This window comes from Telmatobacter sp. DSM 110680, assembly GCF_039994875.1.
In the GTDB taxonomy this organism is placed as follows: domain Bacteria; phylum Acidobacteriota; class Terriglobia; order Terriglobales; family Acidobacteriaceae; genus Telmatobacter.
This window is the reverse complement of the sequence record NZ_CP121196.1, coordinates 173,804-200,162: the sequence shown is the minus strand read 5'-3', so window position 1 is coordinate 200,162 and position 26,359 is coordinate 173,804. Positions and strand designations below refer to the sequence as shown.

Sequence of the window (26,359 nt, the reverse complement as noted above, 5' to 3'; positions counted from 1 at the left end):
TACGGAAGGCTCGCGGCTTTGGGGGACGGCTTCAGCCGTGCAAACGGCCGTCCAAGAACTTGCGGGGCGTTGGCCCCGGAGGCACGTTCCTACCGCCCCGTCCCACCCACCGTCATCTTATCCAGCTTGATCGTCGGCATCCCGACGCCTACCGGCACGCTCTGCCCATCCTTGCCGCAGGTCCCGATGCCCTCATCGAGCTTCAGATCGTTTCCCACCATCGACACATACTTCAGAGCTTCGGGCCCGTTCCCGATCAGAGTTGCATCCTTCACCGGAGCTGTAATCTTGCCGTCTTCAATCAAGTAAGCCTCGGATGCAGAGAAGACAAACTTTCCATTGGTGATGTCCACCTGTCCGCCGCCAAAGTTCACGGCATAGAGGCCCCGCTTCACCGAGCGCAGGATATCTTCAGGCGCATCATCGCCAGCCAGCATATAGGTATTGGTCATGCGTGGCATTGGAATGCAGTGATAGCTTTCCCGCCGCCCCGAACCAGTATTGGCCGTCCCCGTCAGCCGTGCCGAAAGCTTGTCCGTGAGATAGCCCTTCAGGATGCCATTCTCAATCAGCACGGTCTCCTGTGTAGGCGAACCCTCGTCGTCCACATTCAGCGATCCACGCCGCCCGGCCATCGTGCCGTTATCCACTACGGTCACCTTGGTGCTAGCTACAGTTCGCCCAATCAATCCGGTAAAAGCCGATGTCCCTTTACGGTTAAAGTCCGCCTCAAGCCCATGACCCACGGCCTCGTGCAGCAGAACTCCCGGCCATCCCGGCCCCAGCACCACCTGCATCTCGCCCGCCGGAGCCGCAACCGCCCCAAGCTGCAGAATTGCCCCGCGCGCCGCCTCTTGTGCCAGGTGCTCCGGGCTCTTCGATCCCACAAACTGCTCCAGCCCCGCTCGTCCGCCTGCGCCACTCGATCCTTTGGTTGTCGTCGGGCCGTCCTTGGCAATCACAAACACGTTCAGCCTGCACAGAGGCTGCGTATCACTGGCAAACGCTCCATCCGAAGCCGCGATCAAAATACGCCGCAGCTCCTCGCTATAACTCGAACGCACCTGCACAATGCGCGAGTCGTACGCCCGCGCCGCGCGATCAGCCCGCAGAATCAACTCCAGCCGCGCTGCCAGGTCCAGGTCGAACCCACCCAACGGAACCGGATAGAGGTCTGCGCCTTCTGTTTCTGTGAATCCCTGCACCAGCTGTTTGGCTGGCCCCGATGCAATCATCGCTGCAGTCCGTGCCGCATGAAGAAGCCGCTCCGGGCTCAAATTATCGGTATACGCGTATCCGGTCCGCTCGCCGGAAAGCACGCGAATCCCGCACCCTGCGCTCGTCCCCTGGCTGGCGGACTTCACAATCTGCTCGTCCACGCCCAGCGACGTCGAAGTCACCGACTCAAAGTAGAGATCGGCATAGTCGCCGCCGGCGGATAGGGCTTCGCCGAGGCAGCGCTCAAGCAGTCGCTCGGTGATTCCAAATTTTTCAAAAAAGTAACGTCTGTGACTAGGCTGGGGGGAAGTGACAGGTAGGCTCATCGTTAAATTCAGTTTACGCCTCAGGTCAAATCACCGCATGTTGGGATCGGCCGTTTCCTCACTTGATTCATATGCCCCGTGTTGGTATTTCCACAAAGGACATCATGCTAGATTCACCCCATGAAGAAGATCTTTGCTGCTATGCTCCTGGTCCTCGTGTTCGCAGCTCCGGCGTTTGCCGCGACTACGCATCACCATCATCATCGTCACCATCACCACCACAAGGCCTAGTCCCGGTTCGACACGCTCAGGGCACTAAGGCTTCGTAAACGAATCAATCCGAATGGCTGGCTCATTTTAAGTGGGCCAGTCCCGGCAAATGCGCGATTCGGCCGCCCGTCTTTTTTAAAGGGCTAAAGTCCTTCCTGTTCAGTTTGATTACCGTTATGCGCCGGGTGACTTCCGGTACTTTCGCTGGCTTCGTTCTCGTGCTACATTCCAGCCATGAGGAAATCTGCAGTTGCGGTGCTGTTTCTGGTCGTCTGTGCTGCTCCGGCCTTTGCTATATGGCCTTTTCACAAAAAGCCGCCTAAGGATCCGCGGGTTGTAGAACATCCCAAGGGCTTGCATGTGAAGAACAACCAATACAAGCAGGCACCGAAACACAAGATGCCGAAGCATCACCCCTCTCAGTAGTTAATCTCTCGCCGGCGCCGAAGAATCCGGTGCGCCGCAAGCCTCCAGGCATTTGGGCAATGACAGACTTGGAAGACCTTCGCTACCCGATCGGCCGGTTCTCCCCGCCCGCCTCGTCTGACCTCGGCACACGCTCTAGCCAGATCGAAATCCTCCGCAAGCTTCCTGAGCAGTTGCACACTGCCGTTCACAGTCTCACCAATGCCCAGCTCGACACACCCTATCGCGAAGGCGGCTGGACTGTGCGTCAACTCGTGCACCACATTGCTGACAGTCACGCCAACGCATACGTCCGTTACAAACTTGCCCTCACCGAAGATTGGCCCACCATCAAGCCTTATGACGAAGCCGCCTGGGCCCGCCTTGCCGACAACCGCCTGCCGATCGATGGCTCGCTCGCAATGGTTGCTGCCCTCCACCAGCGCTGGGTAGCGCTGCTCGAGTCATTCTCTGAAGCCGACTTCCTGCGCGGCTATGTTCATCCTGAAAACGGCCGCCAGAATCTTGCCACAGTTCTAGCCCTCTACGCATGGCACTCCCGCCATCACACCGCGCACATTACCAATCTGCGCTCGCGGCAGAACTGGTAGTTGGCGCGTGCCCACAGCAGTCGACATCCCATCCGCCGGGGCACTCGCTGAAATCCTAGAAGAGTATCTTGCCAATCATCCGGCGGCGGCATTGCTTGAAGACGGCCGCGTTCTGTTCGATATGCGCCTTGCCCATTACTCCGTAACCCAGTCGCACGGCCGCTGCCTCTTTCAGCTCTGGAGCGAAGAACGCAATCTCATGCGTACGGTGATTGAGATCCAGCACCGGGCACAATGTCTGCGCATCATCACCCGCCGCATGGGCGCACCCAAGCCGCAGGCCCTTGAACTCGTCCCTAACACCGACCGCCGCACACCCACTTCCCGCGACTCCGCACGCCGTAATTATCAGCGGCTAGTGGAGCGCGTTCTCTCTCGCGCCTTCCTCGGTGCCAAGGTAGACGGCCTGCGTTCGGCTATGGACCTTGAACATAGCTTCGGTCCCGCCTATATTCGCGGACGCCTTCTGCGCGGCACCGCTGCTGAAGCCATCATCGGCGTGAGCGAAGCAGAATCCCCCTCGACAATCGACGACATCCTCACCCTCGGCATTCTTTGGCTCGATTACTGCCGCAATCATGCCGATGCGCGGCGTCACTTTGGCGGACTCAAGGTGATTGTGCCCAAAGGCTCTGCACGCACCACCGCCGAGCGCATGGCATGGCTCAACCACGCCGCTGCCGATTTTCAGCTATTCACGCTCGATGAACGGAGCGAAGAGCTTGAGCCCGTCGACATTCGCGACAGCGGCAACCAGGTCGCACGCCTCATGCATGCGTTTTCGCAAGAGGCCGCGCTTAATCGCTGCCAACCTGGCATTGACAGAGTCATGCAGCTTCTCCCGCCGGATGCAAGGACTCGCGTAGAGTTCCGCGCTCATTCTGCAACCGAGGTGGGACTGCTCCTGCACGGTCTGGAGTTTGCCCGCGTCCGCCACGGCGCGAATACGCTGTCGTTCTCGCAGCAGAACGAAATCACCTTCGGCGCTGGCGCCAACGAAACTCCGCTCACTGAAGAAACCGAAGACCTTTGCCGGGAACTCTGTGCTCGCCTTTTCGCGAGTCGTCATCGCGACGGAGTGCACAAAGATCCGCTCTTCCGCATTCAGCCTGAACGCTGGCTCGAATCGGAGTTTCGCGCCGGACTCAGCGACCTTCTTCCTTCTCTTCGCGGCGACCAACTCTACTCGCAGGTCCCGGCGCTCTCTTCCGGTGATCGCGGCATGCTCGACCTTCTTACTCTTGATCGCAATGGTCGCCTGGTCGTCATCGAACTCAAAGCAGATGAAGATCTACATCTGCCTCTGCAGGCACTCGACTACTGGATACGGGTTCGAGCTCTCAATGCCGATCGCCAGCGCACCGCCGTCAGCGATCGTCCGCTCTCCGCCTTCGAACGGGAAGCATATTTTCCCGACACCGAGATATCGCCTCTGTCTCCACGCCTCTTGCTCGCCGCACCGGCGCTGCGCATACATCCCGCCAACCTGCCCGTGCTGCGTTACTTCTCTCCCGAAGTCGATTGGGAGTTTATCGCTCTGAGTGAACACTGGCGTCAGCAATTGCAGATCGTCTTTCGCAAACGCAGCACCGACGCCAACTGCTGAGCACACGCAACAACAAACATGCATTCCATCAGCGCACTCTGGGTGCCCGATCCAAGCTCTGTCTGGGTGGGAAAGCACAATTTCTGCCCCACCACAGTTCTCATTTGCTCAAACTACTTTTCCAACTGCGCGGCCTATCAGCGGCCTCGTTTTTTGACCACCCCACGGGGCCAAACTTTGGTACCGAATATCCACAAATATGGGTCTGTTTCAGCGATCAACGCTAGTGATATAAATCACATATTTCCTGAAGAAAGAGCGGGAAAATCGCTTCATCAGTGAGCGAATTTGCTCAAGTCCTGAAGGGTGTGTGCTTCCTCCTGCATGCACCTTCAGGGTGGGAGTTATCGTGCCATCTCAAACCGTCTGCGAATTTCGGGCCCCGGCATTCAGAATCGCCGCTCCTTCCAACTCATTTTTTCTACCGGCAAGCGTCATCTCGATCGGCGAATCCTCCGAACTCTGTCGCGCAGAGAAGTCCCGCGCAGTCGACGTCGAAAGCACTGATACAAACCCCGATGGCCTTGGATTGGCACGAGGTGTTCGCTCGGCTGTTCTTCTTCAGGGCTGCATCTTTCTGGTGGGATACGGAATCTGGCACTTGTGCCACTTGGCGCACTAGGCCGGAAAGCCAGGCAGGCCGCAGACTGCCTGGCAGCAAGTCCAATTCATAAATAGATTCACCGGAGCCGCTGATTACTTTTTCAGCGGCTTTCGTGCGAAGTAGTAAAGCGAATACGCTAGCATCGCAAACCCCAGCACCGACACCCACGTGTGATCAAGGAACGTCCCGCGCGGGAAGTTGAGTATGTCGCGATTATCCATGTAGGTAGCTTCAACTGCCTTCAACGCCACCCCGATCAGTCCCGCAATCCCGCCCGCCGCAATCAATCCAGATGCAAACAGCGATCCCGATGAAATATCGCTCTCCGCCTCACCTTCGCCTGCGCGCGCGGCCGCCTTGTCGACCATCCAGCGCACCACGCCGCCGACAAAAATTGGCAGTGTCGTGCCGATTGGCAGATAAGCGCCCACTGCAAACGTCAGCGAGCGAATCCCCAGCAACTCCACCGCAATCACCAGCGCCACGCCGATCAGCACCAGGCCCCACGGCAGTTTGCGACTCAAAATTCCATTGATGACCGTCGCCATCAATCGTGCCTGCGGAGCTGGCGCGGCAGCGCTCCCGATTCCCTGAATCCAATGCACTTCAATCTGTTTCGTCGCGGGCGAGTAAAGATATTTCCCGTCCTGCAACTCCGTCGATCCGATCGCATTCAACACCACGTACTCCGACGACTGGTGCGACGTGGTCGTCTTGTCATCCGCGACTACTCGAATCTGCGGCGGCAGATGCTTGATGTCTGACTGCACCGAAACGCCCGGATGAGCCGCGTTGATATCCCACACCTGCGCAGCCGCATGAAACTCCTGCAGTCCGGTATTCATCAGGTTCAGGGTCAATCCAATGATCAACGTGGAAATCACCACGCCAATCATCAATGCGATCTGCTGCAGTCGAGGAGTGGCTCCGATGATGTAGCCGGTTTTCAAATCCTGCGATGTATCTCCCGAATTTGAAGCAGCAATGCAAACGACACCGCCGATGGTGATCGCCAAAGCTCCGAATGCCGGAGCCGTCCATCCCTGCACCAGGAAGACCGCCGCTGTCGCCATCAGCGTCGCTATGGTCATCCCCGAAACCGGGCTGGCCGAAGATCCCACCAATCCAACAATGCGCGAACTCACCGTGACAAAGAGAAATCCAAACACAACCACCAGTAGTGATGCCGCCAGGTTTGCCGCCCATCCCACAAACGCGCCCGGTACCGGCTTGAATTCGAGGAAGAGGAACATGCAGGCCACGATGAGCAGCGATCCAATCAGCACTACGCTCATCGAAAGATCATCCTCCGTGCGGATCGGCTTCGCTTGCACCGCATCGGCACCCGGCCGCATATTTTTGATGCCCACCGAAAGCGCGCTCCAGATCGTCGGCAGCGTCTTCAGCAATGTGATCACGCCCGCTGCTGCCACCGCGCCCGCTCCCATTGGCTTGATGTAAGTTGCCCACAGATCGCTCGGGCCCATCTGCGCAATCGGCACCTGTCCGGGATATACCGGGTGCGGCAATTCTTTCCCGAAGAAGTAAATCAGCGGCATCACCACCACCCACGAAAACACACCGCCCGCAAAGATCACTCCCGCCACCTTCGATCCAATGATGTAGCCCACGCCGAGATACTCCGACGTCGCATCCGCATTGACCGAAGATCCTTTCAGTACATGCTGAGGACCAAAGTCAGGCCGGAACTCCGGCGAACTTGGCCACGCACGAAACAGGTTCGCATTTTGGAAGAACGTGTAGAGACCGCCCAGTCCCAGCCCCAGAAAAACCCGGCTGGCCAACGATCCGCCCTTTTCGCCCGCAATCAGCACATCCGCGCAGGCCGTGCCTTCAGGGTAGGGAAGCACCCCATGCTCTTTCACGATCAACTGGCGTCGCAGCGGAATCATGAACAAAACGCCCAGCCACCCGCCAATGAGAGCCAGCATGAAGATCCGCGAGTACTCAAGATCAAATCCCAGGAACACCAGAGCCGGCAGCGTGAAGATCACTCCCGAAGCAATCGACTGCCCCGCATTGCCCGTCGTCTGAACAATGTTGTTCTCCAGAATCGACGCACGCCCGAATGCCCGCAGAATGCTGATGGAAAGCACCGAGATCGGAATCGAGGCAGCCACCGTCAGTCCGGCGCGCAATCCTACATACACCGTGACCGCGCCGAAAATGATGCCGAAGATGGAACCCAGCACCAGCGCGCGCACCGTAAATTCCGGCGGTCGCTGATCCGGAGAAATAAAAGGTTGAAACTCGGCCACGGCTTCCTCCAAACAATTGCGGACAAAAAACTGGAATTTCCTTGAAGCGTAGAGTTTACGTCATCTCAACCAGCTTGTTCGCTTTGCACGTAATCCTACCGTAGCCATGCTGCAGGGTGACTCGTCTGGTTGTGAGCTTCGAAGAATCTTCCTTAGGAAGTCGAACGAATTTCGATAGTCATTTGGTCCGGGTACCGAAGGTCACTTCGGCAGTAGCCGATGTAACCACCTTCATTGCATCGCTACCTGTAATTCTGTAGACACCAGATCGACGCCTGCTGGAGAATGCATCAACGCCGGGAATCCACCGCAAGCCCCGTCGGTTCCTCCAACCCCCATCCAAGGAGAACCCGTGCTTTCAAAACCTGGGAAGTTCCTGACACTCGTTGCAGGATTGTCGCTCACTGCAGCCACCTGCTTGGCCCAATCTGTCATGACGCACCACGTACGCGACGTAGTGAAGGACGGCCACGCCCAATCCAACGGCCGACTGCCCGGTAATCAGGTGCTGCAACTCGACCTGGTCTTGCCCCTGCGCGATCCGGCTGGCCTCAAGGCCTTTCTCTCCGACGTCTACAATCCGTCCAGTCCCAACTTCCACCAGTTCGTTACCCCGGCGCAGTTCACCGCCCGCTTCGGTCCCACGGCGGACCAATACGACACGGTTCTCCGCTTTGCCAAGACATACGGATTCGAAGTCGTGGGCGGCTCCCGGGACGGAATGCTGGTCCAGGTCAAGGGTTCGGTCTCCAATATTGAAGCTGCGTTCCACCTGAACATGCGCACTTACCAGCACCCCACCGAAGCTCGCACTTTCTTTGCGCCGGACGCCGAGCCCACGCTGGATCTGCCTTTCAACCTCTGGCACATCTCCGGCCTTGATAACTACTCCATCCCCCGCGCTCTTCACACCAGCCGCGATGAGTATGCCCAGGCTCACGGCATCGATGCGGAAAAGGTCGTCTCGCACGCAACCACCGGATCGGGTCCCTCGGCCTCCTTCCTCGGCAGCGACATGCGCGCGGCCTATTACGGTTCCGGACCTCTCACCGGCGCCGGCCAGAATCTAGGCCTGCTTGAGTATTACGGCACCGACCTTGCCGACCTGACCACCTACTTCAAGAATGTCGGCCAGACAAACAACGTGCCCATCACCCTGCTCTCCACCGATGGCACCAGCACCAGCTGCGTTTATCCGGGCTGCGACGACGGAGAGCAGAACCTCGACATGACCCAGGCCATCGGCATGGCACCTGGTCTCGCCAGCTTGACGATGTACGTCGGCTCTACGGATACGTCCATCATCAGCGCCATGACCACCCACAGCCCCCTGCCCACCACCATCGGCTGCTCCTGGGGCTGGACACCGGCAGATCCCTCCACTCTCGACATCTACTTCCAGAAAATGTCCGCGCAAGGCCAGAACTTCTTTGCAGCTTCGGGCGATAGCTCTACCTGGTCCAGCAGAAACGAGGCATGGCCCGCAGACGACGCATATGTAGTCTCTGTTGGAGGCACCGACCTCACAACTTCCTCGGCAGCCGGTCCCTGGGCATCTGAAACTGCGTGGGTCGACAGCGGCGGCGGCATCAGCCCCGACGGCATTGCGATTCCGTCCTGGCAGACCGCGGCTATCAACTCCTCCAATCACGGCTCCACCACGCTCCGCAACGGTCCTGACGTCTCCGCCAATGCCAACTTCACCTTCTACACCTGCGGTGACCAGCAGGCCTGCCAGGCAAACTACTACGGTGGCACCAGTTTCGCCGCACCTATGTGGGCCGCGTTCATTGCTCTCGCCAATCAGCAACAAGCCAACAACGGTCAAAAGCCGCTTGGCTTTATTAACCCCGCCATCTACTCGCAGAATGCCAATGCCTCAACCTATGCAGCCGACTTCCACGACGTGAAAAGCGGCACCTCCGGCAGCTACTCCGCTGTCACCGGCTTCGACTTGGTCACGGGATGGGGTAGCCCCACGGCGGCGCTCATCACCGCACTGACGGGACCGCCTGCCGCAGGCTTCAGTCTCTCGGCCTCGCCGTCTTCGCTCGCGCTTACTGCCGGCGGGGCTGGAGGCGCCAGCACCATCACCAGCACCGTTACGGGAGGCTTCAACTCTGCAGTCTCCCTATCCTATTCAGCACCCTCAGGAATTACTGCATCCTTCTCGCCTGCCTCGATCACCGGCACCGGCACGTCTTCGATGAGCGTTTCCGTAGCTTCCACGGTCGCAACTGGCGCCTACACCATCACGGTCTCTGGAACCAGCGGTTCCACGGTTGAAACCACGACCGTCACAGTTAATGTCACGAACACAAGCTCAACCTTTAGCCTCAGCGCTTCTCCTGCGTCGTTGACCATCTCACGCGGCTCCTCCGGCAGAGTCACAGTTACCTCGACTGTCTCCGGAGGCTTCAACTCGGCCGTCAGCCTCTCCGGGACAGGTGCCGGTTCCAGGGTCACTCTCGGCTTCAGCCCCACATCCATCACCGGTAACGGAACGTCGACCATGACCATCACCGTCAATCGGCGAGCCACCACCGGCACCCGTACGATCACTATCACTGGCACAGGTGGAGGTATCAACAAAACCACCACTGTGACCTTGACCGTCCAATAGATCCGCTCAAGTTGCGGCAACAAAGAATAGCCTGGACCAATTTAGGTTCGGGCTATTCTTTTGTTAACTGTCTACAAGCCTGACCCAGCGCCAACGGAGCGATCAGTAGATATGCCTGTTCGCCTGCGTTGAACTCACTGTATGCGGCGCTTCATCAAGGCACCAAGCAGGGTACGCTTCAGTGCGCAGCTGGAATGAGCGAGCCATTCCCTCTACCAGACTTCTTGATCCAAAAGGCCAATATACCGCCGCTATTGTCTTATGATTGCCTTGTCCATCCATCACCAGGAGCATCGCAGTGATCAAGAAAGACTGCTTGGCAATCGCTCTCGTACTCGCAAGCTTCATGTGGTCTGCATCGCTCTCTGCCCGCCCCCAGCAGAAAACCGTGCCCGAAGAGGTCGGCATCGTTTACTACTCCGACAGCGGAATCTTCAAGCCCCTGGATAAAGAGTCAGCCGCGGAGGGCGGTCGCAGCAACTACGCTGCACGGGTTAACCGAGCGCACGCAACAGTCCGATTGCCCTCTGGCCAGCTTGGGCTATTCAGCGTCTGCGGCGTCGATCCTACCCGCTTCAAACTCTACAAGTTCAAATCGGAAGGGAACTCGAGGACCCTCACAATTGCCCGAAACAATATGCTCATCGGCGGCTCCAAGGTCGTGATTTCAAAATCGGAAATTCCGCTCTCGATCAAGCGCGAAGAAAGCGGCTGCTTCACCCTCACACCGCGAAAAGCCCTCGACGATGGTGAGTTCGGTTTCAGCCCCCTCGAATCGATGGACGCCTTCATGTTCGGAGTGGGTGACATAAAGTAAATCCAACATTGAAATATCCAGCGCGAGCTGGATTAAGTTTCATAAACCGACTTGGCGAATCCGGGTCATGACGAGTAGCTTAAGTTGCAAGCAGTTCCCTGGGGTACCAATGCAGCCAAGCCTTACTGAAAAGCAAAACACCGTTACCAATCCGGCTCTCGCGAAGAATCCCTCTAAGCGCGTCCTCGCCCTTGACGTCGTCCGCGGCATCACCATCGCCTTCATGATCATGGTGAACAACAACGGTGGCCCCGGTTCATGGGGATTCATGAATCACGCCAACTGGAACGGCCTAACCCCCACTGACCTGGTCTTCCCCACGTTTGTATTCGTTGTCGGCGTCTCCGTCGTCTTTGCTTTCCACGCACGCATTGCCAAGGGCGACTCGCGCGCCAAATTAGCGAAGCACACCGTTATCCGCGCCATCGTCCTCATCCTCTTCGGCATCATCGTCAACAGCTTCCCATTCTTCGAAACGCCGCACATGCGCTTCTACGGCGTTCTCCAGCGTATCGCCGTCTGCTACCTCGTCGTCGGTCTCTTCTACCTGTGGGATCAGCGTGCCTCCACCAAGTGGATAGCTCTTGCTACGTGCCTGATTGGCTACTGGATTCTCGTCCGCTGGGTTCCCATACCCGGAGTTGGCGTACCGGGCCGCGATGTCCCCTTCATGGACATGACCCAGAATCTTGTTTCCTGGATCGATCGCGCTATTTTCCCGCATCACCTTTATCTCTACTCGCCCGATCACAACGTTCGCGATCCTGAAGGCTTGCTCAGCGACCTTCCCGCCATCGGCACCGCGCTAATGGGCATCCTTACTGGAATCTTCCTGCGCAGCGCCCGATCCGTTTCAACGAAAACCGCGGGACTCGCGATCGCTTCGCTATCCAGTCTCGCCATCGGCTATCTCTGGTCGCTCGAATTTCCCTTGAATAAAAACATGTGGACCAGCTCATTTGTTCTGGTCGCTGGCGGCTACTCGCTCGCTCTGCTCACCGTCGTCTACTTCGCAGTGGAGCAGATGGGCTGGCGTAAAGGTTGGACCTGGCCTTGGCTCGTTTTCGGCTCGAACGCCATCGCCGCTTATATGTTCAGCGAACTTACTCCAGGCATTCTCTACAACCTGACCGTCTCCAACGGCAGTGGTCAGCGCACCCCATTCATTGTCTCGTTCGTCACGCACACCTTCGCGCATATCCCCAATCCTCATTGGGCCGCATTCGCTTACTCCGTCTCCTTCACAACTTTCTGCTTTATCCCGGTTTGGATCCTCTACCGGAGGAAAATTTTCCTCAAGGTATAGCGGTGACCACTGGTGACTACTGTGTCCTCCACAAAAGTGTTATCCGGCGTTTCTTCGGATAACCCCGGGAGTATGCTAGCCGTCTATCTGCTCTAACAGACTGCATAGTCTGGGTAGGCAGTTTGCTCCGGCGGCTGCATCGGTAGCCGGTTTGCCGAAGTCCCCGTGATTTCCTTCGGCATGGAGGTTGCGCATGAGTGTCCCCGAGGAATCCAACGCAAGCTGCGCGTGCGCCGCGGCAACATCACCACGGCGCATCGCATGGGAGATCGGCGAACTCGCAGTTGGTTTCGGCTTCATCCTGGCCGTCATCTGGACGCCGCGTCCGCTCCATCACTGGCTCTCCTTCATCGCGCTCGGATGGTTCATGATCTCTATCAGCTTGTCGTTCGAAGGCTGGAGAGCAATGGGCTGCTGCGTCGCGGGATTCTGGCGTTCGACGTGGGTAGTCGGTGTAGCCGTTTTGATGGCCGCAGTCGCAACCTTTTTCGCCGCTAGCTTCCACACACTCCATCACCCCGGCCGGCCCGAGCAGTGGCTCCTGGCCTTCGGCGGCTACACCATCTGGGCGCTTCTGCAACAACTGCTCTTGCAGGGATATTTTCTTGCACGCCTGTTACGCATCGTGCCCAACCCCAATATTGCCGCAGCTGTCAGCGCGTTCGTCTTCGCGCTCGCGCATCTGCCCAATCCGGTGCTCACACCGCTTACCCTCGTCTGGGGACTGACGGCCTGCCTGGTCTTCGTGCGTTCGCGCAACGTCTACCCGCTGGCCATTGCGCACGCCATCTTCGGCATCTGTGTTGCCATCACCATCCCCGCAGCCGTCCTCCACAACATGCGCGTCGGCCTAGGCTATATCGATTACAGCCCAAGCCAGCTTGATCTCACCCAGATCGGCCGCGATGTATCGAAATAAATAGCGGGTGCCCATTCATGACGAGGTCATGGTGGGAAAGCGAAACTCCCCATGGCAGGATGAACCAGATTTAAGCTTCCGTCGGCAAAGCCTTCACCCGCCGGAAAAGCCACGTCAACAGCAGCGTAAACAGCAGCCCGCCGACCGTGAACTTCAACCACACCGGCGCATGCGACGGCGAGAAGAATCCTTCCAGGCATCCGGCCACCACCAGCATCGGAATCACGCCCGACACCAGCTGTGTTGCCTCAATGCCTCCCCGCGCTACCGATTCTTTCCAGCGATACCCGCCCGGAAACAGCATCGCGTGCCCGATCCGAAAGCCCGCACCACCTGCGATGATGATCGCCGGCAACTCCAGCGAACCGTGCGGAGCAATAAAGCTCCACAGCGGAACGGACATACCGTACTGATGACAAGCCACTGCAATTACACCCAGCATCATCCCGTTACGGTAGAGAAACCAGAACGTGCCCACCCCAAAAAAGATGCCGCCGGCGAAAGTCACAAAGCTCACAGACAGATTGTTGGTCATGATGTGACTGGTCTCTTGCGGTGCGACACTCACAATCGACTCTGTCCACATCTTGTGCTGTTCCATCGTCGCGATCATCGCCGGCCCGACGTAGTGCCGCATAAACTCGGGTCGGGCACTGGTGATCATTGCGCCCAGCAAGCCCCACGCCACGCTCACCAGCAATGACGCAGCCACATAGGGCAGTTGCCGCTGAAAGATCGCCGGATACTCATCCTTCAGAAAACGAAAAAGCGTAAGCCACGTCGTTTTGCGCCGCGAGTAGATGATGTGGTGAGCCCGCGCCAGCAATTGGTTCACATTGTCGGTATAGGTGCGCGCCGTCTCATCCCGCCGCAGTACAGAAAGGTCCGCCGCCACCTGCCGGTAGAGCAGCGCCATCTCCTGCAACTCGGCCCGCGAAAGGTCACTCAGCCCGTGCTGGTCCGATCGGCTAAGCAAAAAAGCCAGCCGGTCCCAGTGTGGCCGCCGCTTGGCAATCCATTGATTCGATAGAATTGGTGCCATGGATCAAATTGACCAGAGTTCTGATCAGCTTAGCATCGATACCCCTGAACTCGTCGCGATTCAAATGCCCCTGGCTGGCATTGGCAGCCGCTTCATCGCGCTTCTGGTCGATTACGTCATCTGGGGCATCGGAATCGGCATCCTGATGTGGATATTTGCCTACTTCCTCCCCAGCCTCACCGCCTTTAATCGCCTGTCCGCGCAGTGGGCAACCGCTCTCTACCTTTTCCTGATCTTTCTCTTCAACTGGGGATATTTCACGCTGTTTGAGGCCTTCAACAACGGCCGCACCCCCGGCAAGCGCATCGCCCGCATCCGCGTCATCCAGCGCTCCGGACGCGCCATCGGCCTCTTCGAATCCATGGCCCGCAACTTCATCCGCTACATCGACATGGTTCCGTGGGTGGTCCCCTACGCAGTCGGCGTCATCGCCATCTTCGTCTCACGCGATCACCAGCGCTCCGGACGCGCCATCGGCCTCTTCGAATCCATGGCCCGCAACTTCATCCGCTACATCGACATGGTTCCGTGGGTGGTCCCCTACGCAGTCGGCGTCATCGCCATCTTCGTCTCACGCGATCACCAGCGCCTGGGCGATCTCGCCGCCGGAACCCTCGTCGTGCGCGACCGCATCGAAGATGCACCCGCCAGCACCGAGTCCACCCGCACCTTCACCGCCAACCTCTTCGCCCCCTCGACTTTCGCTCCCGAACCTCACGCCGGCTTCTCGCTTCCCGATCACGGAGTCGCCAAGCTCTCAACCTCCGACCTCCAGGTACTCGAAAGCTTTTTCTCCCGCCGTCTCGACATGCCTCTCGCCACCCGTGAACTCCTCGCCCAGCGCCTCGCCGCCGCCATCCAGGCCAAGTCAGGATTGGAACCGCCCCCCGGCGCCAACATCGAAACATTTCTCGAAATCACCGCAAGACAACTCCGCGACGTAGCCCGCATGCACTCCTGAGAAGCGCTCATCTGCAGTCCCTTCCGAAACACCGGAAGTCATGCGAAAAACCAAATCAGTGTCAGAGACCAAGGCCCAAAGCGTCAGACGCCCGCCATGCCCCTAATCGGGTATGTCATACCGACCGGAGCGGAGGGATCTGCAGTTGCTGTCAGGATTTCATGCACCGGAACAGAGTCACTTCCTGTTTAGAGGTAATTCGACCCTAGCTCCGCGCAGCCCCTGTCAGACGCTTATCCTAACCAAGCTGAGCTCACCCAAAACAAACTCAGGTTCCCCGCTCGTATCTGCAAAAATGAAGAACAGAATCCGGAGCGAATCCACTCCCGACAACAACATGAAAAAAAAGACAACGAACCAGACTGTGCTCGCCGAGCTAAGCCGGCGCCAATTCCTCGTCGGCACCGCAGCTTCCGCCGCGTCCATCGCGCTCACCAATTCGGCAGCAGGCCTCGCACTCGCCGCGTCGCCTTTTCCCTTGCGCGGCAGATTTCTGACCCACGTTTCCGTTTTCCGCGTCAACCAGATCGAAGTCACGCCAACACGCAACCTCGGCGAGGATGAGGCCGTCGACAATCGCCCTGAACGCATCCGCTCGCGGCGCGAGGCTTTTGCGCGCGGCTGTCCGCAGGGCAGGATGACCTGGGCGGTCAGTTGGCTTGCACTCAAAGATGATCGCAAGGAATACCAGGAAGGGCGCAAGCTTCTCGTCGACTATCACCATCGCTACGGCGACGAAATCACGTTCATCCCTGGCGGATACTTCGCGCCCATGTTCGACACCCGTGAGAACAATCGCGCCACCATCCACACAGCCCTCAGCATGATCTCAACCATGGTGGGCGGCGGTTATCGTCCGCAATCTCTGGTCGCTGGTTTTATGGATGCGGAGAACCAGCGCCTCCTCGCACAAGACGAGGGCATCCACGTTTGCCAGGGACAAATCTGGAGCCAGCACGGCATCGACAATGGCGATGGCGACGGCGGCATCTGCTACCCCTATTACCCCAGCCGCGAACACTACCTCAAACCGGCCCAGGGCAAGCAGGATTTCATCGACTGCGTGTGTCTTGACGGCTGGACCTGCGATTTTCTCGCTGCCCGGCGTCAAGGCTTCGAGGGCGGATTCAACAGCCGTATGGGCGTAGGCCCGATTGAAACCGTGGGCAATCTTGGAACCCAGGTCGGCCGCAAGGAAATGCTCGACACCACCGCGATGCACTTCGACAAAGGCCAGTCGCTGAACGGTTTCGGCTTCGTGACATCCATCTGGGAGCTATCCATCGGTCACGACGAAGATCTGACCTGGTGGTTGCAAGCCGTGCACGATCGCTGGCCCGATACACAAGTAATGACCGAAGGCGACTTCGGCCTCGAATGGCGCAAGCACACGCCCAACAACGACGCGCTCAATTACCGCTTCGATGCGAAAGGAACTGGCGCACCCGGCTCCGAAAAGAAACTCGAAATCGAGTGGTATATGAATCGCGAGTTTCGTCTCGCGCTGCTCCGTGACTGGACCACCAACAGCGCACCGATGGCCATCGACTTCACCCGCTACGATCTCCAAACTTCAGAGCCAGACAAGCCCCAGCGCGAATGGAGCCTGATGAACGTGCTGAATCAGAAAGGCACCCGTCCCCAGGACAAGCCCACACGACTTAAGGATCTAAGCCCCGAAAACCAGCGCATGATCTACGCTAAATATCCTGACTTGAAGAACGGCGCATGACGCGACCTCGCAAAACGTAGAGATATTGCATGCGGAACGATAAAATCACAACCATGATTGGAAGACCTAAGCCCGACGAAGCCGCACCTTACTATTTCACCTACATCGATCAGGTCGCTGGCGACAACCCATTCCAGGTAATCCAGAGTCAGCTTGAGGATTGCCGGCAATTCCTCTCGACAATCTCTGAGGAGAAGTCTCTCCATCGATATGCTCCGGACAAGTGGAGCATCCGCCAGGTCCTGAATCATATCACCGACACGGAACGCGCATTTGTCTTTCGCGCCCTTTGGTTTGCTCGTGGTTTCACTACGCCTTTACCCAGTTATGATCAGGGAATCTCAGCGACTGGCGCACAGGCCGACACCATCTCATGGGGTGCCCACGTAGAAGAATTCCAGCATGTGCGCCTCGCCACAATCTCGTTCTTTCAGAATCTTCCCGCGGAAGCATGGATGCGCGCAGGCATCGCCAGCGACAATCCATTCACTGTCCGCTCGCTTGCATTCATCATTCCCGGCCACGTGATCCATCACCTCAGGATTGTGCGGGAGAGATACCTGCAGGTGGCCTGATTCGATGGAAAGCTCTGGCGCATGAGTTGTCGCATTTCTCTCTCCGAGCGAAAATAAAGATGCCCCGTTTGCTTGTGGGGAGCGGGGACGAAAAGAAAGGCAGGCGGGTGAAACTGATCGCACGTACGAGACTGCCGCTTCTCCTCTTCTTCATTGCCACATTTCTCGCAGCGCAAACCGTGGACCTTCGCCAATCCGCCATCGCTCTCGAGCAGCAAGGCAAACTCGCAGAAAGCGAACAAGCTTGGCGTGGCCTCCTCAAGTCGCATCCTTCAGATCCCGAACCCTACGCGCATCTTGGCCTGCTCGAGGCGCGCCAGGAGCACTACAAAGAAGCCATTCCGTTCTATCGCAAGGCCCTCGCTCTCAAGCCCAACATGCCCGGTCTGCGTCTCAACCTTGCCTTGGCCCTCTTCAAGGCAGGTGATCTTAAAGCGGCGGTTCCGGAGCTCAACCTCCTGTACAAAAACGCGCCGCCCAAGTCACCTGAGGCGATGCGCTACGCCATTCTTCTCGGCATGGCACATTACGGACTTAGCCAATACGTCGAAGCCGCGCCCTTTCTCAAAACCGCCGCTGATGCTGATCCGCAAAACCTGCCCATTCGCCTTGCCCTCGCCCACAGCTATCTTTGGTCCAAGCAGTACAGCCGCGTCCTCGACGTCTATCACGAGATCCTTAACCTCGACCCCGATTCCGCCGAAGCCGACATGCTTGCCGGCGAGGCCCTCGACGAGATGAGCGATACCTCCGGCGCTATCGAAATGTTTCGCAAAGCCGTAAAGGCCAAGCCCAGTGAGCCCAACGTTCACTTCGGACTCGGCTACCTGCTCTGGTCGCAAAAGCAGTACGCCGAAGCGATACCAGAATTTCAGGCAGAACTGGCCAACGATCCCAACCACGCGCAATCTCTTCTCTACATCGCCGACGCGAAGATTCAGATGAATCAGCCCGAGGATGCTGCGCAATTGCTAGAGAAATCAGTAAAGCTCGATCCCTCGATGGGTCTCGCCCACCTCGATCTCGGCATTCTCGCCGCTAGCGATGGGCACAACGACGATGCTCTTCGCGAGTTTCTCACTGCCGAAAAACTCACTCCCAACGACGTGAACGTGCACTGGCGCCTCGGCCGTCTCTATCGAGCAATGGGCCGGAAAGAAGAGGCCAAGGCGGAGCTCGACAAGGCAAGCACCATCACCCGTTCGGCTGATCAGGAACTCTACAAGAAGATTTCAGGCGGGCAAGCGAAGCCGCCGGCACAGGCGCCCTCATCCTCCAGCACTCCAGACAAATAAGGGCAACTGCTTAGTTGCGGGAAACGTGGGTCTCGTTTGCGATCCTGGCTGCCAGAAGTTCAGAGAGGGCTCTCTCCGGGCAAACGTGCTGACACTCCAGCTTTTCCAGCTCTTCTTTAGTCTCTACAGAAGATGCGACTGTCAGGAAGCAATAGAGGCAGCGCGTATTGTAAGTTCCATTTTCGTTTTGTGTTTGGCTGTACATACCTGTCGTCCATCTGCTCGTGTGGAGCAAGATTTCTCGATAGTACGCATATGCGCGAATGGAAAACGTGACTCATATCACGAACGCTTGTGAGCAATGAACACACGTCCATGGCGGTCGGGTAGAAATTCGTAACGATTGAGGATTTCTTAAAGGTTAGTATTCTGCGCGCGATTGCGTCGCAGTTGCCAGCAGGGACTCTTGCCATCCTGCGAAAAGATGGAGACACTGCACGGCATGTCGCTCGTTCCAAGGTAGTCGTATTCCGACTTGTTGCCCTTTAACGGAACCACCAGGGTCTGGCTCACCGCGACAGATCCCTGCGGCGATCCGCGCATCTTGTAGACTGCCCAGTCGCCCCCATAAAGCGCAACGAATGCCACCACCAGCCCCACCACGATTCGCTGCGCCCACTTGACCATCGCGACGAAAGCCTCCGAGCCTATTTGTCCGATGTTAAGCGATCCGCGCAACCCACTGTTCGATAACCACTGCAGGGCTTCCCTTGCAACGGAACTCAATTCCATCTCCAACAACAGACGAAACTGGCTTTCCTGTCGCACAAAACACCGCAGATGATCAACTCGGGTTGACAGTCAGGTACTGTCGGTAACAGAGTCATTCTCATTTTCCCTGAATGGCGAAAAGAGACATGCTAATCTGTCGCCACAATGCTCCGGTCGCTGACGCTCTGCATTCTGGCCCCTGTTCTCACCGCACTTGGCCAATCGGCCTCTCCTTCCGCAACCTTCCAACCCCACAACCCGAAAGACTACTTCGATGCCGCTGCGCCCTCCTATGACTTCAACGATGCCGCGCTAAAACCCTGGCATCTCAAGGCAACTTACCAAACCTACGACGACTCGTCCGCTCCCAAGGAACATGGAACCTTCGAGCATTGGTGGGTGTCGCCTCAAATCTATCGCAACAGTTGGACACGTCCCGGCGCTACCCACAACGTGTGGCATACGGCCGATGGAAAACATGCATACCGAGGCGAAGGTGTGCTCGACTATTTCGAGTACGCGCTCCGGTCCGCAATTCTGTCTCCACTCCCCGAGCCGGCTGAACTCGATCCGTCGAAATACCGTCTCGAACAAGATAGCGTCAAGATCTCCGCAGGAGCTTTGCAATGCGTGATGGTCATTCCGTTGATGCCGCAGCACGGTCGCATTCAGCAAGTCCCGTTGGGTCTCTTCCCAACGTATTGCTTCAGCGCCGGTACGCCCATCCTGCGGGTCGAATATTCATGGGGCTCGATGGTCATGGCCTTCGACAAAATTGCCAAAGTCCAAGGCCGTTACCTGGCACGGCAGATTTCCATCTTTGAAAACAAGCGCAAGATTCTTACGGCGAGCGTAGATCTGGTCGAAGGGCTCTCTCCCCAGGATCCAGCGCTGATCCCACCGCCCGATGCGCCGTCTTCCTCTACCAACACGGTGCAATTGGCTTCGGGCATCACTACCGGAATGTTGCTGAAGAAAGAGACTCCCGTCTATCCTCAGGACGCTAAGGACGCGAATATTTCAGGAACCGTTACTGTCCAAGCCACAATCGGCAGGGATGGAGGCGTTCACGACCTTCGCATCCTAAGTACACCCTGGCCTTCTCTTGCGGCATCTGCCCTTCGTTGCGTTTCGCATTGGCGGTACAAGCCCTACCTCCTCGACGGAGAACCGGTGGAAGTCGAAACCAAGATCAACGTGATCTACACGCTCGGCCGTTAGTTCGCAGGCGTCTCAAAGCAAAAGGGCCAACCGCCAGGCTGGCCTTTTGTCGTAGTCCGTTTCAGATTTAAGCGTGATGCGCCACAGAAGCTGCTCGCGGCGAAACCCCGCTCAACTCCGCTGCCCGTGCCTCGGCGTAAGCTGCAGCACCCAGCAGCGCCGCACGGCTATCCAGGATCACCCGCACCGGCATGTTGATCAGCAACTGGCTAAGCCGTCCCTTGTCCTGAAACGCCTTGATGAAGGTGCCGTCTTTCAGCTTTTCCAGAATCTTCGGAGCAATCCCCCCACCCACATACAGTCCGCCGACCGACAGCACCTTCAGCGCCAGGTTTCCCGCCTCCGCGCCGTAGATCGATACCATCATGTCCAGAGACTTGGCGCAAATTTCGCTCTTGGCCGTCAACGCCATCTCCGTGATCACGCTATTCGGATCATGCGCTTCCTCAATCTTATCGGCCAGCCACTTTGGCTCTTCCATGCCCCGGTCGTCGCGCAGAAACTCGTAAATGTTGGTCAGCCCCATACCGCTCACAACGCGTTCATAGCTGATGCGCCCGTTGTATTTCCGCTGTAGAAACCGCAGCAGCTCGATCTCTTCCTCGTTGCGCGGGCCGAAATCGGTATGCCCGCCTTCTGAGGGATACGGCACGTGAATGCGCCCGTTCCAAGCCAGGATGCCTTCGCCCAAGCCGGTTCCGGCGGCTATTAGTCCGCGGTTACCGATCTGGCTGGCGTCACCTTCGCTCAACACAAAAATCTGATCGGGCCCGAGTTCGGCCACGCCATATCCATTTGCCTCGAGGTCGTTGATCAGGAACACGTGATCGATGGCGAGGTTCTTGGCGAGTTCGCGGCTGTCCAGCGTCCACGGCAGGTTGGTCAGGCGAAGGCGTCCGTCACGCACCGGTCCCGGTACGCCAAAACAGGCTGCACTCACCCGATCCGTGCCCAGAAACTCCTTGACGATCTCCTCAAGTCCTGAATATTCCTTCGCCGGATACTGCTTGTCCCGAGTGTGACTCAGTTTTCCCGCGGTAAAGTCAAACAGCGCCAAGTGGACCTTCGTGCCGCCCACATCCCCTGCCAAAATCATCGTTCCCTCTCCAAAATTCCACGGCCTTGCCCATCCGCCGCGGGCAACAAAGCAGCAGCATCCTTGTCCAGGATCAGAGTGAGTATACCGCTTGCGGGCCAGATCAGTTGGCTCGGCAGCCGCTCCGGATCGCGTGGTCCGGTGAAGACTTCCTTCACCAGTTCAGCCTTGTTTTGCCCGCCAATCAGAAAGAAAACCGAGCTTCCCTGGTTGATCACCGGCCACGTCAGCGTAATGCGCCAGGTGTCCTTCTGCGGAACCTGGTTCGCCGTCACCAGCCGTCCCAGCGTGTGGATCGCCTCGGTGTGCGGAAAGATCGAAGCCGTATGACCGTCGTCTCCCATCCCCAGCGCGATCAGGTCAAACCGTGGAGTCTCCGCCCCCTCCAGCCTGAAATTATTCCTGAGCAGCGATTCGTACCGCGCTGCTGCAACCTCCGGATCCAACTCCCCCTCCATCCGGTGCACCTGCTCCGGCTCCAGCGGGACGTGGTCCAGCAGCGCCTCCCGCGTCATGCGGTAGTTGCTGTCGGCGTCATCGGGTGGAACTGTCCGCTCATCTACCCAGTAGAGCTCGAGCTTGTCCCACGGCATACGCTTGAGCCATGGCTGCTTCGGATCGGCGAGCAACTGGAACGCGGCCTTCGGCGTCGAGCCACCGCTGATGGCGATTCGCGCCAGCCCCTGCTTTGATACCGCCTGCTCCACCACCTCGACAAAATGCTGTGCCGTCCGCCGCGCCAGCGCCGACCCATCCGGCTCGACGATATATTCAATGTTTAGTTTCCCAGCCATCCGCGCTCGACCTCCGACTCCTACATTAAACGCACGCTTGTCATGCGTTCATCAACGCTAGATGCTGATTGGACAAATCCTGACCCAGTCAATCCCCAAAAAACAGGGATAAGGAGCGGTCGAATGTATGCGCCTTGGAACCGCCCGTAGCTCACCTGCGTAAACAACTTTAGCGCCCTGAGGTCCTGCATGCTCTGGTTCTACGAATGGTTCTTTCCAGCGGTCTGGATTGTCTTTCTCCTCTACTGGCAGATCAAGGCCGTCAACACCAAATCCACCCAGCGACTCGAGCCCGCCTCCTCCCGCCTCTTCCGCGTCTTCATCTTTCTGATCGCGATCGTCCTCCTCATGACGACGCGCATCCCGTTACCCTGGCTCTATTTCCAGCTCTGGCCCACTGGCCTTTTGCCTTTCTGGCTTGGAGCGATCGTCATGATCGCCGGCCTTCTGTTCGCCGTCTGGGCACGTGAGCACCTCGGAAGCAACTGGAGCCGCTCCGTCACCATCAAGCAGAACCATGAACTGATCACCACCGGTCCCTATGGCGTGGTCCGTCACCCTATCTACACAGGCATTCTGACCGGTTTCCTGGGCTCGGCAATTGCTCTCTCCCAGGTGCGTGGATTCATCGCATTCTTCCTCGTCTTCATCGCGTTATGGCTCAAACTCCGCATGGAAGAAAAGTGGATGCGCACCGAATTCGGCGAGACTTACGCCACCTATGCTCGTCACACCGCAGCCCTAGTGCCTTACGTCCTCTGATCTCTCATCGCTTCCGGTGAGTTCTTTGGGGCATTAGCATCTCTGGAGCTCTGTCGAGCCACTCGCGCTATTCTTGTGTCCGACCGCTATGCCTACCGAAAGTCGTGAAGTACGTCTCGCCTCCCGCCCTCAGGGAGAACCCTCCCTGGACAACTTCTCATTTGCCACCGTCCAGATCCGCGACCCCAATCCCGGCGAAGTGCTGGTGCGCAATGTGTGCCTCTCCGTCGATCCCTACATGCGCGGACGGATGAACGATGCCAAGTCCTACGTTCCGCCCTTTCAGATCGGTCAACCGCTGGAAGGTGGTGCGGTAGGACGCGTGATCGCTTCGCAGGATGAGAAGTTTCCCACGGGGACCTACGTCTTTAGCATGTACGGCTGGCGAGAAGCCTTCGTTGCGCCGACTTCGCATCTGCAGATCGTCGATGCAGCCGTAGCCCCAGTCTCCGCATATCTCGGACTTCTGGGCGTGACCGGCCTGACCGCATGGGTGGGCATCAATCTCATCGCGCGCTTGAAAGTCGGTGAGACAATCTTTGTTTCGGGTGGCGCAGGCGCGGTCGGAAATGCCGCCTGCCAGTTGGCAAAGATTCACAGTTGCAAGGTGATTGGGAGTGCCGGCTCCGAAGAAAAAGTCAGCTTCCTCCGGGATCAGCTCAAGCTCGACTATGCCTTCAACTATCGCGATGGCGATCCACTCGAACATCTGAAGAGAGGCGCTCCTGACGGGATTCACGTCTACTTCGACAACACCGGCGGTCCCCAACTTGAAGCCGCATTGAGCTCATTACGCAACTATGGCCGGATCGCCATGTGCGGCGGAATCGCTGGCTACAACACGCCCGCGCCGGGCCCGCGCAACTTGCCGATTGTTATCGGCAAGCGCTTGCGCGTTGAGGGATTCATCGTCTCGGATCACTTCAGGGAGATTCCCGCGTTTCTGGAGGAGGCGGTGCCCGCTTTGAAATCCGGAAAGCTCATCAACCGTGAGACCGTTGTAGAAGGACTGGACGCAGCGCCCGCAGCGTTCATCGATCTTCTTCACTCCGGTGCGCGGAACATCGGGAAGATGATCGTTAAGCTTTCCAGCTGATTTTTTGAAAATCCGGGCTCTTAGACGGCGTGAACCGCTACCAGCGGCAGCGTCAGCGAAATCCGCGCACCACCGCCCTCGCGGTTGGTCGCAGTGACGGCTCCGCCATGGGCACGGACAACCGCATCCACAAAGGCCAGTCCCAGTCCGTGTCCGTTTGACTCTCTGCCCTTGACGCGACGCTCAAACAGATGCTCGCTCACGTCGTTTGAAAATCCCGGTCCGTCGTCTTCGAGAGAAAGCAATGCAACTCCGTCGCCCGATTCCAGGCGCACTGTCACTGTGCAGGAAGCCGGAAGGTGCTTCAATTCGTTGTCGAATAAATTCGCGATCATGCGATGCACCAGTGCCGCATCCGCGTCAATCGTAACCGGCCCCGCGCTGCGCAACCTCACATGCAATCCCTTCTCCGCCATTGAAGGCTCATACAGATCGATCATGATGCGCAGCAGTTCATCCATGTTGATCTCGCTCCGCGACAGCCGCAGCGCATCGGCCCGCGCTTCTGCCACATCGAGTGAAGCATTCAAAAATTCCGTCAGACGATCCAGTTCATCAATCGCTGAAACAATCGGCTCGGCCTGCTCTGCATCGGTTGCAGCGGAGAGCGACATCTCCAGCTTCCCGCGAATTGCTGTCAGCGGGCTGCGCAGATCGTGCGCCAGTGAATCCGTGATTGTGTGCAGCTGGTGCATCGAGTTTTCAATCCGGTCGAGCATCCGGTTCAGTGTCCGCCCAAGTTGTCCAACCTCATCATTGCGCGCACTGGTCGGTACTCGCGCATTCAACTCGGAATGTCCGATGCCCGAAGCCGCTTCGGTAATCTGCCGCACGTGGCTGAGCATTCTGCGCGTCGTGTAGAAGACAATTGCAAACCCGAGCGCCACCAGAAGCAGCCACCACGAAATAAAACGTACGCGCAGCTTTCGCAGTACGCGCAATTCGTCGCGTTCCGACAGGCCGAGGTAAACGCGATTTCCACTGTCGATACTCAGCGTCGCAACGCGAAAGGGAATCGCAGTCCCCGCCACATTTACGTCCGTTGGCACTTCTGGTTGAATCGTCGCCTTTCGAATCGCTGCAACAAAAGCGTCGCTGCTCCCCGGACCAGCCCAGAGTTGGGTATCTCCGTTTGTGCCCATCTGCAGAAAGAAAACCGAATCATTGGCGGCGCTCTCTCCGCGCACCCGGTTCGGCACTTCCTTACTGGCGAGCTCGGCGACTTCGCCCATCACGCGTCCGTAAAGCGCGTCCTTTGGAGTGTGCTCGGCTACATCGCCCAGCACTTCTACCTCACCAGATAGCCACGCATCGCTTCTCCGCTGAATATCTGCCGCGACAAATTGGTGGAGGAAGACAAACACCAGCATGGTGCCGACTGCATAAGCCAGCGTCCCCCATAGCGAAATGCGCCACGCCGCACTATGCATCACCGGTTTAGCGGTCTTTAAGGACATATCCCACTCCCCGCAGCGTACGAATCATCGGCTGTTGTCCTTTGCCATCAACCTTCCCGCGCAGACGGTAGATGTGCACATCCACCACGTTCGTATCCGGTTGGATGCGCATCCCCCACACTTTGTCGAGAATCATCGATCGCGTTACTACGCGTCCTGCATTTCTGCACAGATACTCCAGCAGCACAAACTCCTGCGGAGTCAATTGCAGCACCTCGCCTGAACGAATCGCCTCGCGACGCAGCAGGTCCAGTTCCAGATCCAGCACCCGCAACTTCGTTGATTCGCCTCCGGCGGGACCGTTCCGTTTCAGCAGATTGCGCAGCCGCGCCAGCAGCTCCGCCAGCGCAAACGGCTTGGTCAGATAGTCGTCGCCGCCCTGCTCCAGCCCCCGGACCCGGTCATCCACCGAACGCCGCGCCGACAAAATCAACACCGGCGCCTTTACCCCGATCTGCCGCAAGCGCAAAATCAGGCTGATTCCATCGCAGTCCGGCAGCCCCAGATCCACCACCAGGATGTCGTACCCGTTCTCGGTCGCAAGACGTTCCGCAATCGTGCCATTTGACGCCGCGTCCACCTGGTAGCCCGCTTCTTCAAGCGAGCGCCGTAAAAATGACTGAATATCGATTTCGTCTTCAACTAACAGAAGCCGCATGGGTCAAATCTTAGTTCATGGGGTTAGACGCGGTC

At 57.9% G+C, this 26,359-nt stretch carries 21 protein-coding genes; 13 read left to right on the top strand and 8 right to left on the bottom strand.

Annotated elements, in window-relative coordinates; all coding sequences use genetic code 11:
- Nucleotides 1-89: 89 nt before the first annotated feature.
- Nucleotides 90-1,544: a metalloprotease TldD gene (gene tldD / locus P8935_RS00715; RefSeq protein WP_348263092.1), complete on the bottom strand. Its 1,455-nt coding sequence runs from the start codon at nucleotides 1,542-1,544 to the stop codon at nucleotides 90-92.
- Between the two features lie 695 nt (nucleotides 1,545-2,239).
- Between tldD and P8935_RS00710 the strand changes: the two genes are divergently transcribed.
- Complete coding sequence (locus P8935_RS00710) at nucleotides 2,240-2,770, top strand: YfiT family bacillithiol transferase (RefSeq protein ID WP_348263091.1); 531 nt, start codon at nucleotides 2,240-2,242, stop codon at nucleotides 2,768-2,770.
- A 7-nt stretch (nucleotides 2,771-2,777) separates the two neighbouring features.
- Nucleotides 2,778-4,376: a hypothetical protein gene (locus P8935_RS00705; RefSeq protein WP_348263090.1), complete on the top strand. Its 1,599-nt coding sequence runs from the start codon at nucleotides 2,778-2,780 to the stop codon at nucleotides 4,374-4,376.
- Nucleotides 4,377-5,072: 696 nt separating this feature from the next.
- On the opposite strand, the gene P8935_RS00700 is transcribed toward P8935_RS00705, so the two are convergent.
- The gene (locus P8935_RS00700; RefSeq protein ID WP_348263089.1) at nucleotides 5,073-7,259 is read right to left on the bottom strand and encodes an oligopeptide transporter, OPT family; all 2,187 of its coding nucleotides are present in this window, start codon (nucleotides 7,257-7,259) and stop codon (nucleotides 5,073-5,075) included.
- Between the two features lie 352 nt (nucleotides 7,260-7,611).
- Here P8935_RS00700 and P8935_RS00695 point away from each other — a divergent pair, with 352 nt between their 5' ends.
- From P8935_RS00695 to P8935_RS00680, 4 genes are all read left to right on the top strand, one after another.
- Nucleotides 7,612-9,882: a S53 family peptidase gene (locus tag P8935_RS00695; RefSeq protein WP_348263088.1), complete on the top strand. Its 2,271-nt coding sequence runs from the start codon at nucleotides 7,612-7,614 to the stop codon at nucleotides 9,880-9,882.
- Nucleotides 9,883-10,180: 298 nt separating this feature from the next.
- The gene (locus P8935_RS00690) at nucleotides 10,181-10,699 is read left to right on the top strand and encodes a hypothetical protein (protein ID WP_348263087.1); all 519 of its coding nucleotides are present in this window, start codon (nucleotides 10,181-10,183) and stop codon (nucleotides 10,697-10,699) included.
- Nucleotides 10,700-10,808: 109 nt separating this feature from the next.
- On the top strand, nucleotides 10,809-12,005 hold the full coding sequence (locus P8935_RS00685; protein ID WP_348263086.1) for a heparan-alpha-glucosaminide N-acetyltransferase domain-containing protein: 1,197 nt from the start codon (nucleotides 10,809-10,811) through the stop codon (nucleotides 12,003-12,005).
- Nucleotides 12,006-12,198: 193 nt separating this feature from the next.
- Nucleotides 12,199-12,924 (top strand): CPBP family glutamic-type intramembrane protease, encoded by a 726-nt coding sequence (locus P8935_RS00680; RefSeq protein WP_348263085.1) that lies wholly within the window; start codon nucleotides 12,199-12,201, stop codon nucleotides 12,922-12,924.
- 70 nt (nucleotides 12,925-12,994) lie between these two features.
- Here the strand turns inward: P8935_RS00680 and P8935_RS00675 are convergent, their stop codons facing one another.
- Complete coding sequence (locus P8935_RS00675; protein WP_348263084.1) at nucleotides 12,995-13,966, bottom strand: stage II sporulation protein M; 972 nt, start codon at nucleotides 13,964-13,966, stop codon at nucleotides 12,995-12,997.
- On the opposite strand from P8935_RS00675, the gene P8935_RS00670 reads away from it, so the two are divergent.
- The 4 genes from P8935_RS00670 (at nucleotide 13,965) to P8935_RS00655 (ending at nucleotide 18,529) form a co-directional block, all read left to right on the top strand.
- Nucleotides 13,965-14,927, top strand: a complete 963-nt coding sequence (locus P8935_RS00670; protein ID WP_348263083.1) for an RDD family protein — start codon at nucleotides 13,965-13,967, stop codon at nucleotides 14,925-14,927. The genes P8935_RS00675 and P8935_RS00670 overlap by 2 nt on opposite strands.
- A gap of 337 nt (nucleotides 14,928-15,264) precedes the next feature.
- Nucleotides 15,265-16,659, top strand: coding sequence for a DUF3863 domain-containing protein (locus P8935_RS00665; protein WP_348263082.1), 1,395 nt, complete (start codon nucleotides 15,265-15,267; stop codon nucleotides 16,657-16,659).
- 29 nt (nucleotides 16,660-16,688) lie between these two features.
- Complete coding sequence (locus P8935_RS00660) at nucleotides 16,689-17,234, top strand: DinB family protein (RefSeq protein WP_348263081.1); 546 nt, start codon at nucleotides 16,689-16,691, stop codon at nucleotides 17,232-17,234.
- 59 nt (nucleotides 17,235-17,293) lie between these two features.
- Nucleotides 17,294-18,529, top strand: a complete 1,236-nt coding sequence (locus tag P8935_RS00655; RefSeq protein WP_348263080.1) for a tetratricopeptide repeat protein — start codon at nucleotides 17,294-17,296, stop codon at nucleotides 18,527-18,529.
- 354 nt (nucleotides 18,530-18,883) lie between these two features.
- On the opposite strand, the gene P8935_RS00650 is transcribed toward P8935_RS00655, so the two are convergent.
- On the bottom strand, nucleotides 18,884-19,255 hold the full coding sequence (locus P8935_RS00650; RefSeq protein ID WP_348263079.1) for a hypothetical protein: 372 nt from the start codon (nucleotides 19,253-19,255) through the stop codon (nucleotides 18,884-18,886).
- Between the two features lie 150 nt (nucleotides 19,256-19,405).
- Here P8935_RS00650 and P8935_RS00645 point away from each other — a divergent pair, with 150 nt between their 5' ends.
- The gene (locus P8935_RS00645; protein ID WP_348263078.1) at nucleotides 19,406-20,461 is read left to right on the top strand and encodes an energy transducer TonB; all 1,056 of its coding nucleotides are present in this window, start codon (nucleotides 19,406-19,408) and stop codon (nucleotides 20,459-20,461) included.
- A 67-nt stretch (nucleotides 20,462-20,528) separates the two neighbouring features.
- Here the strand turns inward: P8935_RS00645 and glk are convergent, their stop codons facing one another.
- Together glk and pgl are read right to left on the bottom strand one after the other, a co-directional pair.
- A complete protein-coding gene (glk, locus tag P8935_RS00640; protein ID WP_348263077.1) occupies nucleotides 20,529-21,557 on the bottom strand; it encodes a glucokinase in 1,029 nt (342 codons plus the stop codon).
- Complete coding sequence (pgl, locus tag P8935_RS00635; RefSeq protein ID WP_348263076.1) at nucleotides 21,554-22,351, bottom strand: 6-phosphogluconolactonase; 798 nt, start codon at nucleotides 22,349-22,351, stop codon at nucleotides 21,554-21,556. Before pgl ends, glk begins: the two co-directional genes overlap by 4 nt.
- Nucleotides 22,352-22,540: 189 nt before the next feature.
- Here pgl and P8935_RS00630 point away from each other — a divergent pair, with 189 nt between their 5' ends.
- Both P8935_RS00630 and P8935_RS00625 read left to right on the top strand, forming a co-directional pair.
- Nucleotides 22,541-23,113: an isoprenylcysteine carboxylmethyltransferase family protein gene (locus tag P8935_RS00630; RefSeq protein WP_348263075.1), complete on the top strand. Its 573-nt coding sequence runs from the start codon at nucleotides 22,541-22,543 to the stop codon at nucleotides 23,111-23,113.
- Nucleotides 23,114-23,201: 88 nt separating this feature from the next.
- Nucleotides 23,202-24,209 (top strand): NADP-dependent oxidoreductase, encoded by a 1,008-nt coding sequence (locus tag P8935_RS00625; protein WP_348263074.1) that lies wholly within the window; start codon nucleotides 23,202-23,204, stop codon nucleotides 24,207-24,209.
- Between the two features lie 20 nt (nucleotides 24,210-24,229).
- Here the strand turns inward: P8935_RS00625 and P8935_RS00620 are convergent, their stop codons facing one another.
- A complete protein-coding gene (locus tag P8935_RS00620) occupies nucleotides 24,230-25,666 on the bottom strand; it encodes an ATP-binding protein (RefSeq protein WP_348263073.1) in 1,437 nt (478 codons plus the stop codon).
- Nucleotides 25,647-26,324 (bottom strand): response regulator transcription factor, encoded by a 678-nt coding sequence (locus P8935_RS00615; protein ID WP_348263072.1) that lies wholly within the window; start codon nucleotides 26,322-26,324, stop codon nucleotides 25,647-25,649. The genes P8935_RS00620 and P8935_RS00615 overlap by 20 nt, the downstream gene beginning before the upstream one ends.
- Between the last annotated feature and the right edge of the window lie 35 nt (nucleotides 26,325-26,359).